At 33.1% G+C, this 16282-nt stretch carries 14 protein-coding genes; 10 read left to right on the top strand and 4 right to left on the bottom strand.

Annotation, left to right across the window (positions count from 1 at the left end):
- Positions 1–186 precede the first annotated feature (186 nt).
- Positions 187–1809, top strand: a complete 1623-nt coding sequence (locus tag HMPREF3125_RS03960; protein ID WP_070452063.1) for a MutS-related protein — start codon at positions 187–189, stop codon at positions 1807–1809.
- Positions 1810–1859: 50 nt separating this feature from the next.
- Here the strand turns inward: HMPREF3125_RS03960 and tsaD are convergent, their stop codons facing one another.
- Genes tsaD through tsaE form a run of 4 tightly spaced genes read right to left on the bottom strand, consistent with a single transcriptional unit; the run spans position 1860 to position 4435 of the window.
- A complete protein-coding gene (tsaD, locus tag HMPREF3125_RS03955) occupies positions 1860–2897 on the bottom strand; it encodes a tRNA (adenosine(37)-N6)-threonylcarbamoyltransferase complex transferase subunit TsaD (RefSeq protein ID WP_017638110.1) in 1038 nt (345 codons plus the stop codon).
- Positions 2890–3354 carry a ribosomal protein S18-alanine N-acetyltransferase gene (gene rimI / locus HMPREF3125_RS03950; protein ID WP_029056074.1) on the bottom strand — a complete coding sequence of 155 codons (465 nt, stop codon included), beginning with the start codon at positions 3352–3354 and terminating at the stop codon, positions 2890–2892. The genes tsaD and rimI overlap by 8 nt, the downstream gene beginning before the upstream one ends.
- On the bottom strand, positions 3327–3992 hold the full coding sequence (gene tsaB, locus HMPREF3125_RS03945; protein ID WP_029056075.1) for a tRNA (adenosine(37)-N6)-threonylcarbamoyltransferase complex dimerization subunit type 1 TsaB: 666 nt from the start codon (positions 3990–3992) through the stop codon (positions 3327–3329). The genes rimI and tsaB overlap by 28 nt, the downstream gene beginning before the upstream one ends.
- Positions 3989–4435 (bottom strand): tRNA (adenosine(37)-N6)-threonylcarbamoyltransferase complex ATPase subunit type 1 TsaE, encoded by a 447-nt coding sequence (gene tsaE, locus HMPREF3125_RS03940; RefSeq protein ID WP_070452059.1) that lies wholly within the window; start codon positions 4433–4435, stop codon positions 3989–3991. The genes tsaB and tsaE overlap by 4 nt, the downstream gene beginning before the upstream one ends.
- 439 nt (positions 4436–4874) lie before the next feature.
- On the opposite strand from tsaE, the gene ilvD reads away from it, so the two are divergent.
- The 9 genes from ilvD to ilvA all read left to right on the top strand — a co-directional run bounded on the left by ilvD (position 4875) and on the right by ilvA (position 15587).
- Complete coding sequence (gene ilvD, locus HMPREF3125_RS03935; protein WP_017638114.1) at positions 4875–6563, top strand: dihydroxy-acid dehydratase; 1689 nt, start codon at positions 4875–4877, stop codon at positions 6561–6563.
- 18 nt (positions 6564–6581) lie between these two features.
- Positions 6582–8375, top strand: coding sequence for a biosynthetic-type acetolactate synthase large subunit (gene ilvB, locus HMPREF3125_RS03930; protein WP_070452054.1), 1794 nt, complete (start codon positions 6582–6584; stop codon positions 8373–8375).
- Positions 8375–8617, top strand: coding sequence for an ACT domain-containing protein (locus tag HMPREF3125_RS03925; RefSeq protein WP_017638116.1), 243 nt, complete (start codon positions 8375–8377; stop codon positions 8615–8617). Before ilvB ends, HMPREF3125_RS03925 begins: the two co-directional genes overlap by 1 nt.
- Positions 8618–8748: 131 nt before the next feature.
- Complete coding sequence (gene ilvC / locus HMPREF3125_RS03920) at positions 8749–9753, top strand: ketol-acid reductoisomerase (protein ID WP_070452050.1); 1005 nt, start codon at positions 8749–8751, stop codon at positions 9751–9753.
- Positions 9754–9774: 21 nt separating this feature from the next.
- Complete coding sequence (locus tag HMPREF3125_RS03915; protein WP_029056078.1) at positions 9775–11310, top strand: 2-isopropylmalate synthase; 1536 nt, start codon at positions 9775–9777, stop codon at positions 11308–11310.
- A complete protein-coding gene (gene leuB, locus HMPREF3125_RS03910) occupies positions 11307–12350 on the top strand; it encodes a 3-isopropylmalate dehydrogenase (protein ID WP_070452047.1) in 1044 nt (347 codons plus the stop codon). The genes HMPREF3125_RS03915 and leuB overlap by 4 nt, the downstream gene beginning before the upstream one ends.
- Positions 12351–12365: 15 nt before the next feature.
- The gene (gene leuC / locus HMPREF3125_RS03905) at positions 12366–13736 is read left to right on the top strand and encodes a 3-isopropylmalate dehydratase large subunit (RefSeq protein WP_070452044.1); all 1371 of its coding nucleotides are present in this window, start codon (positions 12366–12368) and stop codon (positions 13734–13736) included.
- Positions 13737–14306 carry a 3-isopropylmalate dehydratase small subunit gene (leuD, locus tag HMPREF3125_RS03900; RefSeq protein WP_070452041.1) on the top strand — a complete coding sequence of 190 codons (570 nt, stop codon included), beginning with the start codon at positions 13737–13739 and terminating at the stop codon, positions 14304–14306.
- Between the two features lie 12 nt (positions 14307–14318).
- A complete protein-coding gene (gene ilvA / locus HMPREF3125_RS03895) occupies positions 14319–15587 on the top strand; it encodes a threonine ammonia-lyase IlvA (protein WP_017638122.1) in 1269 nt (422 codons plus the stop codon).
- Positions 15588–16282: the final 695 nt, after the last annotated feature.

The following is a 16282-nucleotide window of genomic DNA, read 5'->3' as shown; positions in this document are numbered from 1 at the left end:
TTATTCAGAAAAAATTAGCTAATATCCACAGTAAATAACACTACTTATCCACAAGTTGTGCACTATTTGTTGATAAGTACGCATGTTCCCTATTGACATTAAATTAATACAATCATTACATACTTCATTGTTTCTTAAATAATGATATGAAATAATTACGTTAATAATACATAAAGGAGCTTTTTTATGGATGATGTCCGTTTATTTCTATTATTTGTGTTAGGTGTTGTTTTATTAACTACAATAGTGAGTATTATTTCTGCGATTTTTAATAAAAAACAACTCGTTACAAAAATTAATCAATTATGGCCCAATCGTCAAAAATTAGAAAATTTTATTCGACCTAATGCCAGATATGATTATCAATATCAAACATATCGTTCTAATTATGATGAAAATTCGCTTATAGATAATAAAACTTGGTCAGATTTAAATATGGATGCATTATTTCAATCTATGAATTTTAACTTTACAGCCATTGGTGAAATGAGATTATATGCTACTTTACGTGGTATGTTTAAAGCAAATAATAAAGAATTAAAACGTTATTTTAAGCATAATCGTTCATTTAGAAATCAAGTTGCTTTCCATTTAGCACAAATTGGTAAAAGTGTGTATCCTCACTTCCCCGATCAATTAAAACCAATTAAGGGCAACATCTTATTTATGTTTGCACCATTATTACCAATTATCACTTTAGTCTATACGTTTATTAATACATCTAATGGAATTATGGTACTCGTATTAGCTTGTGTTTTTAATATTATTTTATCTGTGAGTTTAAAAAAGACTTATGAGCAAGATTTGAAAACTATTTTTTATACTGCAAATATTTTAAGTCAAAGTAAGAAATTAACTGAAATTGAAGGAACACCAGATTTAAATGTAAACTTTAATCATTTTAAAAGTGCTCGCTATTTAAGTGGCTTATTAGTAAAAATAGAAGGTGGCGATTTTGCATCTGCCTTTATTTTATTAATTAAAACTGTTTTCATGCTAGATTATACAATCTTTCACATTATACAAAATAGTTATTATAAATATTTAGAAGAAGTATTAAATTGTTATGATTATATTGGTCAGTTAGATAATCACTATGCTATTTCTTTATATCAAGAAACTTTAGATGAATATTGCGAACCTGAAATAATACAATCACAAGATACACAACATTATTTATGTGATTTTGAAGATTTAACGCATCCATTAATTACAGATGCTGTACCGAATGATTTATCTATTAATCAAAATATTTTATTAACTGGTTCGAATGCTTCTGGTAAATCTACCTTTATGAAAGCAGTGGCACTTAATTTAATTTTAGCCCAATCAATAGAGACTGCTACAGCCTCTCAATTTAAATATGTACCTGGCTTAGTATTCACATCGATGGCTAATGCAGATGATGTTCTATCTGGAGATAGTTATTTTATGGCTGAACTTAAATCCATTAGACGTTTATTTAATATTTCAACTGATAAACAAATATATTGTTTTATAGATGAAATATTTAAAGGCACAAACACAACAGAAAGAATTGCCGCTTCTGAATCGGTATTAACCTATTTAAATAATATACCGAACTATTATGTTCTAGCGGCAACACATGATATTGAACTATCATCATTATTAAGTCCAAGTTTCATTAATTATCACTTTAATGAGTCTATTAAGAATGATTCTATTGATTTCGATTTTAAAATTAAACCAGGTAAGGCGAATATTAGAAATGCAATAGAGTTATTGAGACTGACTCAATTTCCTAACGATATATATAAGCGTGCTAAACAACAAGTTGAGAATCAATAAAATAAGTCAGTAGTTTGAGAATTATTTTTCTCTCACTACTGACTTTTGTTTTATAAAGTAGATTCTATTGTAAAATCTTCTATATCAATATTATTTTGGCCATTCATAGCCATATCACCACGTTTACCAGCTAAATATAAATAGTGACCTGCAGCACCAATCATTGCTGCATTATCAGTACATAATTTTGGTGCTGGTATTGTTAATTGAATATTATTTTGTTCACACTGACTGGCTATACTTTCTCTCAAGCCACGATTACTGGCTACGCCACCAGCAACAATTAGTCGATCAACATTATAAGCTTTACATGCATGAATAGCTTTAGTAGTTATTACTTCTACAACACTATTTTGAAAACTTGTTGCTACATTTTCTGGAATTATATCTTGTCCCTTTTGACGTTGGTTATGCAATTGATTAATGACTGCACTTTTCAATCCACTAAAACTAAAATCATAGCTATCTTTTTCTAACCATACTCTAGGAAATTGATAAGTGTCTTGGCCTTTAGCTGCTAATTGATCAACTTGAGGTCCACCAGGATAAGGTAAATCAATTGTGCGAGCTACTTTATCATATGCTTCACCTACTGCATCATCTCTTGTTTCACCTATTACTTTAAAATTTAAATGATCTTTCATATAAACTAATTCTGTATGGCCACCTGAAACAATTAAGGCTATGAGTGGAAATGTGAGCGGTGTTTCTAAATGATTAGCATATATATGTCCAGCAATATGGTGAACAGGTATTAATGGGATATCATATGCAAACGCTAAAGCTTTTGCAGCATTAATGCCAATAAGTAATGCTCCAATAAGACCTGGTCCTTGAGTTACAGCTATAGCATCGATATCTTTCATAGATACATTAGCCGTTTGTAAAGATTCATCAATCGTTGTTGTAATCCCTTCAACATGATGTCTACTTGCAATTTCAGGCACAACTCCACCGAAACGTTTATGACTCTCTATTTGACTTAAAACCGTATTCGATAATATCTCTGTTCCATTTTTTATAATACTTACACTTGTCTCATCACAACTTGTCTCTATTGCTAATATCAAAGTTTGATTATTATTCACTTAAATTCACCCACATCACTAATGCATCCTGCCCTTCTCCATAATAATTTTTTCGTTTACCACCATATTGAAATCCTAGATTTTGATAAACATGTTGCGCTACTATATTATCTATTCTTACTTCTAAACTCATCATTTCACATTTGTGACTTGCATAATTCATAACATATTTTAATAGAAGTTGCCCTAAACCATAACCTCTAAATTTTTCAGTAATTGCAATAGTAGTAATTTGTGCTTGATCAATCACTATCCATAACCCTAAATATCCTATGATAGTATTATCAAATTCTATGACAAAATAATTTGCAAACTCATTCTTTTCAATTTCATGATAAAATGCATCAATTGTCCATGAACTATCGTTAAAACTATTTCTTTCTATGTCAAACACCGACGGAACGTCATCTATACTCATTTTTCTTATATTTAACTGTTCTTTTGTTGGTTTATCCAATTTCTCTCTGCCTCAGTTATTTTATGATATTTTGGAACAAAACTATGAATATCAGCAGGTTGACTAATAAGTTCACTCATCACAGATGCTTGTGGTAACTGATCTATACATTCCCCTTCTAATAAATGAGATAACTTAGAAGTATCTTGTCCTATAAATAGATATTTTTGATTAAATTCATGTAATTTTGATTTTAAATCTTCAATAGAAATGTATTGATCTTCTAAAATAGTTTCTAATGTTCCATCGCTTTGTCTTTGGTAAATACCCGTATATACTGCCTCACGTCTTGCATCAAATATTGGTACTAAAAGTCGATAATCTTCTTTTATACAAGCTGCTAGTGATTTTAATGAAGATACACCGTACAATTTACAATTTAATGCGTAAGCAAGTGTTTTTGCAGTAGTCACACCAATTCTTAAACCAGTATATGATCCTGGTCCTTCTGCAACAACAATTCCATCTAAATCATGTTTTGAAATACCACTTTGTTCAAACAAACGTTGGATTTCAGGCATGAGCTGCACTGAATGATTTACTTTGGAATTATTATTAATTTCAGCAATTGTTTCATTATTGTTTGTAATGGCAACTGATAAAGGTTGATTGGAAGTGTCTATCAACAATAATTTCATTGTTCAAGTGCCTCCTTCATAGCAATATAATGATTCCCTTCAGCTTCAAGTGTAATTTGACGTTGGCTTTCATCTATAACTTTTATATTAATAACTAAAGCTTCTTTTGGTAGTAAATCTTTGATAAATTGACTCCACTCAATCACTGTAAGAGCCTCATCTTCAAAATATTCATCAAATCCTAAATCTTCTTCTGAATCTTCCAATCGATAGCAATCCATATGATGTAACTTTAAGTTTGTACCTTTATAAGATTTAATAATATTAAAAGTTGGTGAATTAATCGTACGTGTAACACCCATAGCTAGACCAATAAATTGTGTAAGTGTCGTTTTTCCAGCACCTAAATCTCCATTCAATAAAATTAAGTCGTTTGGTTCAATTAACTCAACTAACTGGTTAGCAAATTGTTTCATTTCATCTTTGTCTTTAATATTAATCATAGGCCATTCTCCTATTAATGTTTTTCATTTTCCAAGAATTTTATTAACTTATTTAGTGTAACAAATTTTGACTCTAATTTCTTCGTTAATATGATTAACAATTTTTTAAAATGAATTGTAAGAAAATTCTAAAATATTATTGACACGCTTTTCTCTATGTAGTAAATTAAGTTTATAAATTTCAAAACAATTCAAACTATTCAGAATAAATTACCATTCAGTGAAGGGAGTATAATAAAATGACTAATCACACATATCAATATTCAACGACAACTTCAAACAATATTATTTTATTATACTCTCAAGGGCTGGAACTTTAGTAATTAATCCTTTTACTAAATGTTTAAGTCCTATTTGTAATTGAATGGGACTTATGAACGTCCCAAAAAATTTTGGGGCGTTTTTTATTTTTCTAAAATAATACACGGGGGAATTAATTATGCGAAGCGACATGATCAAAAAAGGAGATCACCAAGCTCCAGCAAGAAGTCTTTTACACGCAACGGGCGCACTTCAAAATCCAACTGATATGAACAAACCATTCGTTGCTATTTGTAATTCATATATCGATATCGTTCCAGGCCACGTACATTTAAGAGAACTAGCAGACATTGCTAAAGAAGCTATTAGAGAAGCAGGCGCTATTCCTTTTGAATTTAATACTATTGGCGTAGATGATGGTATTGCTATGGGACACATTGGAATGAGGTATTCTCTTCCTTCTAGAGAAATCATTGCTGATGCAGCAGAAACAGTCATCAATGCTCATTGGTTTGACGGCGTTTTCTATATTCCAAACTGTGACAAAATCACACCTGGTATGCTACTAGCAGCAGTTAGAACAAATGTACCAGCTATCTTCTGTTCAGGTGGTCCAATGAAAGCCGGTTTATCTGCCCAAGGTAAAGCATTAACTTTATCATCAATGTTTGAAGCTGTTGGTGCTTTCAAAGAAGGTTCTATTTCTAAAGAAGAATTTCTAGATATGGAACAAAATGCCTGCCCTACTTGCGGTTCATGCGCTGGAATGTTTACAGCCAATTCAATGAACTGTTTAATGGAAGTCCTTGGGTTAGCTTTACCATATAATGGCACTGCCCTAGCAGTTAGTGATCAGCGTAGAGAAATGATTCGTGAAGCTGCATTTAGATTAGTAGAAAATATTAAAAACGACATCAAGCCAAGAGATATCGTAACTAAAGAAGCTATTGATGATGCTTTCGCATTAGATATGGCAATGGGTGGTTCAACTAATACAGTACTTCATACACTTGCAATTGCTAATGAAGCTGGAATTGAATACGATTTAGAACGAATTAATGAAGTAGCAAAGCAAACACCTTATTTATCTAAAATTGCTCCAAGTTCATCATACTCTATGCATGACGTTCATGAAGCTGGTGGAGTTCCAGCAATTATCAATGAACTAATGAAGAAAGAAGGCACTTTACACCCAGATAGAATTACAGTAACCGGAAAAACATTAAGAGAAAATAATGACGGTAAAGAAATTAAAAATTTTGATGTTATACACTCACTAGAAAAACCTTATGACAAAGAAGGCGGTTTATCTATCTTATTCGGTAATTTAGCTCCAAAAGGTGCAGTTATCAAAGTTGGAGGGGTAGACCCATCTATTAAAACATTTACTGGAAAAGCAATTTGTTTCAATTCACATGATGAAGCTGTTGAAGCAATTGATAACCATACTGTTCGCGAAGGTCATGTTGTAGTTATCAGATACGAAGGGCCTAAAGGTGGTCCTGGAATGCCAGAAATGTTAGCTCCAACTTCTTCAATTGTTGGGAGAGGTTTAGGTAAAGACGTTGCATTAATTACCGATGGAAGATTTTCAGGTGCAACAAGAGGTATTGCTGTAGGACATATTTCTCCAGAAGCAGCTTCAGGTGGGCCAATTGGATTAATCAGAGACGGAGACGAAATCACAATTGATTTAACTAACCGAACTTTAAACGTTGATCAACCTGAAGAAGAATTATACCGCCGTAGAGAACAACTAGAACCATTTAAAGCAAAGGTTAAAACAGGATATCTTGCACGTTATACTTCATTAGTAACTAGTGCTAATACGGGTGGAATCATGCAAGTACCCGAAAACCTTATCTAAAATTAGGAGTTGATTTTCATGACTAAATTAAGTGACATGCCAGAACACAATACTTCAGAATCAAACCAACCTATCGACACTATGAAAGTGGCAGAATCTAGTAAACCTGAATACTTGAAAAACCAAACACTAAATGAAATGAGACCAGGATCTGAATTGTTAGTTGAAGCGTTACAAAATGAAGATGTAGAATTTATTTTTGGATATCCTGGTGGTGCAGTACTACCTTTATATGACACATTTTACGATGGTAAAATTAAACATATTTTAGCAAGGCACGAACAAGGTGCAACACATGCTGCCGAAGGATATGCACGCGTTTCAGGTAAAACAGGTGTCGTCGTCGTTACTAGTGGTCCTGGAGCAACCAATGCTATAACAGGAATCACGGATGCTCATAGTGATTCTTTACCTTTAGTTGTATTTACGGGACAAGTCGCTACACCTGGTATCGGTAAAGACGCATTCCAAGAAGCTGATTTATTATCAATGACTACCCCTATTACTAAACAAAACTATCAAGTAAAAAAAGTAGAAGACATTCCTAGAATTGTTCATGAGGCTTTTCATGTCGCAAATACTGGTAGAAAAGGACCAGTAGTCATTGATTTTCCAAAAGATATGGGTATTTTGTCGACTAATGTAGAATTATCTGAAACTGTTGATTTACCTGGATATCAAGTCAACACAGTAGCTGATTCAAATGATATTGAAACATTAGTATCTTATTTAAATAGCTCTAAAAAGCCTCTAGTCTTAGCTGGAGCTGGAATTAATCATTCAAAATCTAATGAACTATTAACAAATTTTGTAACTCAACATAAAATCCCTACTATCACAACATTATTAGGTTTAGGTGCAGTACCATACGATCATCCCCTATTTTTAGGTATGGGAGGTATGCATGGTTCATATGCAAGTAATATGGCATTAACAGAGTGTGATTTATTAATTAATTTAGGTAGTCGTTTCGACGATAGACTTGCCAGTAAACCTGATGCATTTGCACCAAATGCAAAAATCGTTCATGTAGATATTGATCCTTCTGAATTAAATAAAGTGATAGATACAGATTTAGGTATCGTTGCAGATTGTAAAAATGTATTAGAACAATTAGAAAACGCTAATGTTCAAGTACCAAATCATGATGACTGGTTGCAAACTTGTGAAACTAACAAATCAAGTTACCCTTTCAAATATGAAAAAGATAACAATGACTCATTTTGCAAACCTCAAGAAGCTATCGAATATATTGGACATATTACGAATGGCGACGCAATTGTGACTACTGACGTAGGTCAACATCAAATGTGGGCAGCTCAATTTTATCCATTCAAAAGTCACAGTCAATGGGTTACTAGTGGTGGTCTAGGTACAATGGGATTCGGTATTCCATCTGCAATTGGCGCCCAACTAGCCAGACCTGATAAAACTGTTGTTTGTTTCGTTGGTGATGGTGGTTTCCAAATGACTAATCAAGAGATGGCTTTACTGCCTGAATACGGCTTAAATATTAAAATAGTCTTAATTAATAATGGTACGTTAGGTATGGTTAAACAGTGGCAAGATAAATTCTTTAATCAACGTTTTTCCCATTCCGTATTTAATGATCAACCTGATTTTATGAAACTATCCGAAGCATATGGAGTTAAAGGATTCTTAATTGATAAACCTAATCAACTTAAAGAAACACTCGATGAAGCTTTCAACTATAATGGTCCGGCACTTATCGAAGTGCGTATCTCTCCTATCGAGCCAGTAAATCCAATGATTCCAAGTGGTAAAGCAAATCACGAAATGGAGGGATACTAATGAGAAGACATTTAAAGTTAGAAGTAATGAATCAAGTAAGTACATTAAATAGAATTACAAGTGCATTTGTTAGATTACAGTATAATATCGAAGAATTACACGTTAAAAAACGTAATGATGACCCTAACGTTTCAGATATGGAACTCATTGTTAATATTGATGACGAAGAGTTATTAAATATTTTAATAAATAAGCTTAAACAACAAATTAATGTTTTAAGTGTAGAGCAACATTCAGCATAAATTATGATTAACCTTTGATGCGCTAGTGTTCATTAAAAACAGTATCTTAAACGAGCTGCTATCATCACTAGTTAATCGCCTTAAAATTTCGGAATATTTCAAATTTTTAAATTATTTTGGAGGAATTTATTATGACTAAAGTATATTATGACGAAACAGTAAAAACAGACGCACTAGCAGGTAAAAAAATTGCAGTAATTGGTTATGGCTCACAAGGTCATGCACATGCACAAAACTTAAAAGACAATGGATATGATGTTGTTATTGGTATCCGCCCTGGACGTTCTTTTGATAAAGCTAAAGAGAACGGCTTTGAAGTATTAACTGTTGATGAAGCAACTAAACAAGCAGATGTGGTTATGGTACTCATCCCTGATGAAATTCAAGGTGATGTTTATAAAAATGAAATTTCACCAAATTTAGAATCTGGAAATGCCCTAGCTTTCGCACATGGTTTCAATATTCATTTTGGTGTTATTCAACCACCCGAAGATGTTGATGTATTCTTAGTAGCACCAAAAGGCCCTGATCATTTAGTAAGACGTACATTTGAAGAAGGTAGCGCTGTCCCTTCCTTATTTGGAGTACAACAGGATGCAACTGGCCATGCTAGAGATATCGCATTAAGTTATGCAAAAGGTATCGGATCTACACGTGCTGGAGTTATTGAAACTACATTTAAAGAAGAAACTGAAACTGATTTATTTGGTGAGCAAGCTGTACTTTGTGGCGGTGTTCATAAATTAATTCAAAGTGGTTTTGAAACACTAGTGGAAGCTGGATATCAACCTGAACTTGCATATTTTGAAGTATTACATGAAATGAAATTGATTGTTGATTTGATGTATGAAGGCGGAATGGACAATGTTCGTTATTCAATTTCAAATACAGCCGAATACGGTGATTATGTATCTGGTTCACGTGTGATTACGCCAGATGTTAAAGAAAATATGAAAGCCGTATTAACAGATATTCAAAACGGTAAATTTGCTAACAGTTTCGTTGAAGATAATAAAAATGGTTTCAAAGAATTTTATAGAATGCGTGAAGAACAAGCTGGTCATCCAATTGAAAAAGTTGGCCGTGATCTACGTGATATGATGCCATTTATTAAATCGAAACGAATTGAAAAGTAATGGATTAAGGAGTGGATTAGAATGAGTAGCCATATTCAAATATTTGATACAACGCTTAGAGATGGTGAACAAACACCGGGAGTCAATTTTACTTTTGACGAACGTTTAAAGATAGCGAAACAACTTGAAAATTGGGGAGTCGACGTTATTGAAGCCGGCTTTCCCGCTTCAAGTACAGGAAGTTTCAAATCGGTAGAAGCGATATCTAAAGCTTTAACAAAAACAGCAGTATGTGGCTTAGCTAGATGTAAGAAATCAGATATTGACGCAGTTTATGAAGCAACAAAGTTAGCTACTAAACCTCGTGTCCATGTTTTTATTGCTACATCTCCTATTCACTTAGAATATAAATTAAAAATGACACAAGAAGAAGTTTTAGCATCAATAAAAGAACATGTTTCATATGCTAAAAAATATTTTGAAGTTGTTCAATTTTCACCTGAAGATGCAACGAGAACTGATATTTCATTTTTAATAAAAAGCGTACAAACTGCTGTAGATGCTGGTGCAACTATCATCAATATCCCTGATACTGTTGGTTTTAGTTACCCTTCTGAATATGGACAAATTTTTAAAACATTAACTGAATCCGTTCAATCTGATAAAGAAATCATTTATAGCGCTCATTGTCATGATGATTTAGGTATGGCTGTCGCAAATAGTCTTGCTGCAATCGAAGGTGGTGCAAGACGCATTGAAGGTACAGTAAATGGTATAGGAGAACGAGCTGGTAATGCGGCACTTGAGGAAGTTGCTTTAGCTTTATATGTTCGTAAAGATCATTATGGTTTAGAATCACAAATTAATTTACAACAAACTAAAAATACTTCTGATTTGATTTCACGATATGCTGGTATTCGTGTTCCAAGAAATAAAGCCATAGTTGGCCAAAATGCCTTTAGTCATGAATCTGGTATTCATCAAGATGGTGTTCTAAAACATCGCGAAACTTATGAAATTATGACGCCACAATTAGTAGGTGTCAGTACAACTGAATTACCACTGGGCAAATTATCAGGAAAGCATGCCTTTGCTGAAAAACTAAAAGCATTAGGTTATGACATTACTTCTGAAGATCAAGTCAATTTGTTTAAGCAATTTAAAGCAATTGCTGATAAGAAAAAAGCTGTATCTGACCGTGATATTCATGCTTTAATTCAAGGTTCAGAACATGAACAAAGTGCCATTTTCCAACTTGAAACTTTACAACTTCAGTTTGTATCAAATGGTCTTCAAAGTGCAGTAGTTGTTATTAAAGATAAAGACAATAATATTTATCAAGATTCAAGCATTGGTACTGGCTCCATTGTCGCTATTTATAATGCTGTTGATAGAATATTTAAACGTGAAACAGAATTGATTGATTATCGAATAGACTCTGTCACTGAAGGTACTGATGCACAAGCTGAAGTTCATGTTAACCTTATCATCGAAAATAAAGAAGTTAGTGGTATAGGCATTGACCATGATATTTTAAAAGCTTCTTGCAAAGCTTATGTTGAAGCCCATGCAAAATATGTTGCTGAAACAAAAGAGAAAGAAGGTATCCAATCATGACCTATAACATTGTTGCTTTACCTGGAGACGGCATAGGACCAGAAATACTAAATGGAAGTCTAGGTATCTTAGAGAAAATTAGTCAGAAATATCAATTTGATTATCATATAGATACACATCATTTTGGAGGAGCAGCTATAGATAACTATGGCACTCCCCTAACTGATGAGACGTTAAAAGCTTGTCAAAATGCTGATGCAATATTATTGGGAGCTATTGGTGGTCCGAAATGGAGTAATCCAAATTTACGGCCTGAACAAGGATTATTAAAACTTAGAAAATCACTTAATTTATATGCTAATATTCGCCCCACTATTGTTACAAATGGAACAAGTCACCTCTCTCCACTTAAACAAGATCGAGTTGAGGGCACAGACTTAGTTATTGTACGAGAACTCACTGGCGGACTGTATTTTGGAGAACCAAGAGAACTCTCAGAACATCATGCTTTAGATTCTTTAACTTATACCCGTGATGAAATCGAACAAATTTTAAGAGTTGCATTTGAGTTAGCACAACAACGTCATAAGAAATTAACTTCTGTAGATAAAGAAAATGTGCTTTCTTCTAGTAAACTTTGGAGAAAAACTGTTGATGAAGTTAAGAAAGATTATCCTGACGTAGACGTAGAACATTTACTTGTTGATGCATGTAGTATGCATTTGATTACGCGACCAACACAATTCGACGTTATCGTAACTGAAAACTTATTCGGCGATATTTTAAGTGACGAAGCTTCAGTTATTCCTGGTTCGCTAGGATTATCTCCATCAGCAAGTTTTGGTAAAGATGGAACTAGACTTTACGAACCTATTCATGGATCAGCACCTGATATAGCAGGAAAAGATATTGCTAATCCATTTGGAATGTTACTATCTTTAGCTATGTGCTTAAGGGAAAGTTTTAATGAAGTTGCAGCAGCTAATGAGTTAGAACATAAAATTTATCAATTTATTAGAGAAGGAAAATGTACGTCAGATTTAGGAGGAACATATCGTACTTCCGAAATCATTAAACTACTAAAAGAAGATTACACTTAAGGGAGGCGTCATCTTATGGGACAAACACTATTTGATAAAGTATGGGATAAACATGTCTTGCATGGAAATGTAGGTGACCCTCAATTATTATATATAGATTTACATCTTATACATGAAGTTACTTCGCCTCAAGCTTTTGAAGGATTAAGATTACAAAAAAGAAAACTACGTCGTCCAGATTTAACATTTGCTACATTAGATCATAATGTACCTACTATAGATATTTTTAATATCAAAGATGAAATTGCAAACAAACAAATAACTACCCTCCAAAAAAACGCACAAGATTTCGGTGTTCATATATTTGATATGGGGTCAGATGAACAAGGAATCGTACATATGGTCGGCCCTGAAACTGGTCTAACTCAACCAGGTAAGACGATTGTTTGTGGTGATTCTCATACAGCCACACATGGTGCTTTTGGTGCAATTGCATTTGGTATTGGAACAAGTGAAGTTGAACATGTTTTTGCTACTCAAACGTTGTGGCAAACAAAACCCAAAAATTTAAAAATCGATATTTCAGGAAAGTTACCTAATGGAGTATATGCAAAAGATATTATCCTCTATCTTATTAATCAATATGGTGTAGATTTTGGTACTGGATATGCTCTAGAATTCACCGGTGAAACAATCAAAAGTTTATCAATGGAAGCTAGAATGACTATTTGTAATATGGCTATTGAAGCAGGCGCAAAATATGGGATGATGCAACCAGATGAGATTACATTTGAATATGTAAGAGGACGTCAATTCGCTAAAAATATAGATGAAATGATACCACAATGGAAACAACTTTATTCTGACGAAGATGCCTATTTCGACAAAATTATTAATATTGATGTTACAAATCTTGAACCACAAGTCACTTGGGGTACCAACCCAGAAATGGGTGTTAGCTTTAGTACGCCATTCCCTGCCATTAAAGATTCTAATGATGAACACGCATATCAATACATGGGGCTAAAGCCAGGTCAAAAAGTTGAAGATATAGAATTAGGATATGTCTTTTTAGGGTCATGTACAAATGCTAGAATTTCAGATTTAATTGAAGCTAGTCATATTGTAAAAGGAAAACACGTACATCCAAATATCACTGCTATTGTCGTACCTGGTTCACGTACTGTAAAAAAAGAAGCTGAATCGATGGGTCTAGATAAAATTTTTAAAGATGCAGGATTTGAATGGCGTGAACCTGGATGTTCAATGTGTTTAGGAATGAATCCAGACCAAGTTCCAGAAGGTGTTCATTGCGCATCTACAAGTAATAGAAATTTTGAAGGACGACAAGGTAAAGGTGCCAGAACACACCTAGTTTCTCCTGCAATGGCTGCAGCAGCAGCAATTAACGGAAAATTTGTAGATGTTAGAAAGGTGGTTATATAAATGGATATAAAACCAATTACCACTTATACAGGTAAAATCGTGCCATTGTTCTATGACAATATCGATACTGATCAAATCATTCCAAAAGCTCATTTAAAACGTATATCTAAAACAAGTTTTGGTCCTTTTGCATTTGATGAATGGCGTTATTTACCAGATGGAACTGATAATCCAGAATTTAATCCAAATAAGCCAGAATATAAAGGCGCAAGTATTCTTATAACTGGAGATAATTTTGGTTGTGGTTCCAGTAGAGAACACGCTGCTTGGGCATTAAAAGATTATGGATTCAGTATTATTATTGCAGGAAGCTATAGTGATATTTTTTACATGAATTGTACAAAAAATGCTATGTTACCTATTAAATTAGATAAAACTTCTCGAGAGCATTTAGCAAGCTTTAAAGAAATTACAGTTGACTTACCAAATCAAACAGTTTCATCGCCGGAGAAAACTTTCCATTTTGATATAGATGAAACTTGGAAAAATAAACTCATTCATGGATTAGATGATATAGATATAACATTACAGTATGAAGATTTAATTGAAAAATATGAAAAAGCACATTAGGGTGGGACTATTATGACATTAAAAACAACAGTTTCAACAAAAGATATCGATAAAGCTTTTTTACGTCTTAAAGATACAGTAAAAGAGACTCCTTTACAATTAGATCATTATTTATCTCAAAAATATGATTGTAAAGTATATTTGAAAAGAGAAGACTTACAATGGGTACGTTCATTCAAACTAAGAGGTGCCTATAATGCTATCTCCGTATTATCTGAAGAAATTCAAAATAAGGGTATTACATGTGCTAGTGCAGGCAATCATGCTCAAGGTGTTGCTTACACTGCAAAAAAGTTAGATTTAAATGCTGTCATTTTTATGCCAGTAACTACTCCCCTACAAAAAATTAATCAAGTTCAGTTTTTTGGAAACGGAAATGTAGAAATAAAATTAACTGGTGATACCTTTGATGATTGTCTAGCTGAAGCATTAGATTATACTAAACAACATGATATGACATTTATCGATCCATTTAACAATGTTTATACAATTGCTGGTCAAGGTACCCTAGCTAAAGAAATTATACATCAATCTCAAGATGAAAATATTGAGTTTGATTATTTATTCGCAGCTATAGGAGGTGGAGGACTAATCTCAGGTATTAGTACTTATTTCCATGATTATTCTCCTAAGACCAATATTATTGGCGTAGAACCTGCTGGGGCTAGTAGTATGTATGAATCTGTTGTCGTTAATAATAAAGTAGTTACATTGAAAGAAATTGATAAATTTGTAGATGGTGCATCAGTAGCTAGAGTTGGTGACTTAACATTTGAAATAGCTAAATCTAAAGTACATGACTATGTTCAAGTAGATGAAGGCGCTGTATGTTCAACAATACTTGATATGTACTCTAAGCAAGCTATTATAGCAGAACCCGCGGGTGCATTAAGTGTTGCTGCTTTAGAAAACTATCGTCAACAAATTAAAGGAAAAACTGTAGTTTGTATAGTTAGTGGTGGTAACAATGATATCAATCGTATGAAAGAAATTGAAGAACGATCACTTTTATATGAAGAAATGAAACATTATTTTATCCTTAATTTCCCTCAAAGACCAGGAGCTCTAAGAGAATTTGTTAATGATGTGCTCGGCCCTCAAGATGACATTACCAAATTTGAGTATTTAAAAAAATCATCTCAAAATACTGGTACAGTTATTATTGGTATTCAACTTAAGGATCACGCAGATTTACAACATTTAAAAGAAAAAGTAAGTATATTTGATCCTTCAAATATATATATTAATGAAAACAAAATGCTATACTCTTTATTAATTTAACTAGTGTAAAAACTAATCGGAGTTAAGTGGAATAATTTCCATGTAACTCCGATTTTATTTTATTTAAAATTTAGTCTTTATTCTTTATGAAAAATGGTTAATAAAATTTTATTAGAACTATTTAAACTGCTGAGCTAAACTTGATTTGAGTCAATCATTCGCATTTTTCTTCTTTTTCGTCTCTCTCTTACTCACTTAGCTTGACTAAGATCGTAGCGTTCCTTTACCCCAACTTGCATTGCTTGTTGAATTTTCTACCAAAATTCTCTTTGTTGGAGCCCCGGTCTTCATTGATGATTTAAAGCACTTCACTTTTTATGTATTAAAAAAAAAGACCTTACGGTCTCAATGCGGCTCATCGCATCCTATTATTTGCCTAGCATATATAGTTGTACTTAATAGCTAAAGCTATTAAGTAAAACAATGCGATTATAAATCGCTGTTTTGCTTTAGAACGTTAGTCTGCTACCATCGGCGCTAAGGAGCTTTCTCAACTCGAGATAAACGCTCGCATTCTTCTTCTTTTTCGTCTCTCTCTTACTCACTTAGCTCGACTAAGCTCGTAGCGTTCTTTCCTCAAATCATCGACTTCAAACGTTTTCCTTCATTGATGATTTAAATTACTACATTTTTAGACATAAAAAAAAGACCTTACGGTCTCTCTATTTGCCTGGCAACGTCCTACTCTAGCGGAA

The organism is Staphylococcus sp. HMSC13A10 (assembly GCF_001808005.1).
Classification (GTDB): Bacteria; Bacillota; Bacilli; order Staphylococcales; family Staphylococcaceae; genus Staphylococcus; species Staphylococcus pasteuri.
Note: the sequence above shows the minus strand (reverse complement) of the source record. Positions and strands in the feature narration are given on the sequence as shown.

Excerpts from the sequence above, each read along its gene's own strand:
- HMPREF3125_RS03960 (WP_070452063.1), top strand. The coding sequence starts at position 187 with ATGGATGATGTCCGTTTATTTCTATTATTTGTGTTAGGTGTTGTTTTA.
- tsaB (WP_029056075.1), bottom strand. The coding sequence starts at position 3,992 with ATGAAATTATTGTTGATAGACACTTCCAATCAACCTTTATCAGTTGCC.
- tsaE (WP_070452059.1), bottom strand. The coding sequence starts at position 4,435 with ATGATTAATATTAAAGACAAAGATGAAATGAAACAATTTGCTAACCAG.
- ilvD (WP_017638114.1), top strand. The coding sequence starts at position 4,875 with ATGCGAAGCGACATGATCAAAAAAGGAGATCACCAAGCTCCAGCAAGA.
- ilvB (WP_070452054.1), top strand. The coding sequence starts at position 6,582 with ATGACTAAATTAAGTGACATGCCAGAACACAATACTTCAGAATCAAAC.
- HMPREF3125_RS03925 (WP_017638116.1), top strand. The coding sequence starts at position 8,375 with ATGAGAAGACATTTAAAGTTAGAAGTAATGAATCAAGTAAGTACATTA.
- ilvC (WP_070452050.1), top strand. The coding sequence starts at position 8,749 with ATGACTAAAGTATATTATGACGAAACAGTAAAAACAGACGCACTAGCA.
- HMPREF3125_RS03915 (WP_029056078.1), top strand. The coding sequence starts at position 9,775 with ATGAGTAGCCATATTCAAATATTTGATACAACGCTTAGAGATGGTGAA.
- leuB (WP_070452047.1), top strand. The coding sequence starts at position 11,307 with ATGACCTATAACATTGTTGCTTTACCTGGAGACGGCATAGGACCAGAA.
- leuC (WP_070452044.1), top strand. The coding sequence starts at position 12,366 with ATGGGACAAACACTATTTGATAAAGTATGGGATAAACATGTCTTGCAT.
- leuD (WP_070452041.1), top strand. The coding sequence starts at position 13,737 with ATGGATATAAAACCAATTACCACTTATACAGGTAAAATCGTGCCATTG.
- ilvA (WP_017638122.1), top strand. The coding sequence starts at position 14,319 with ATGACATTAAAAACAACAGTTTCAACAAAAGATATCGATAAAGCTTTT.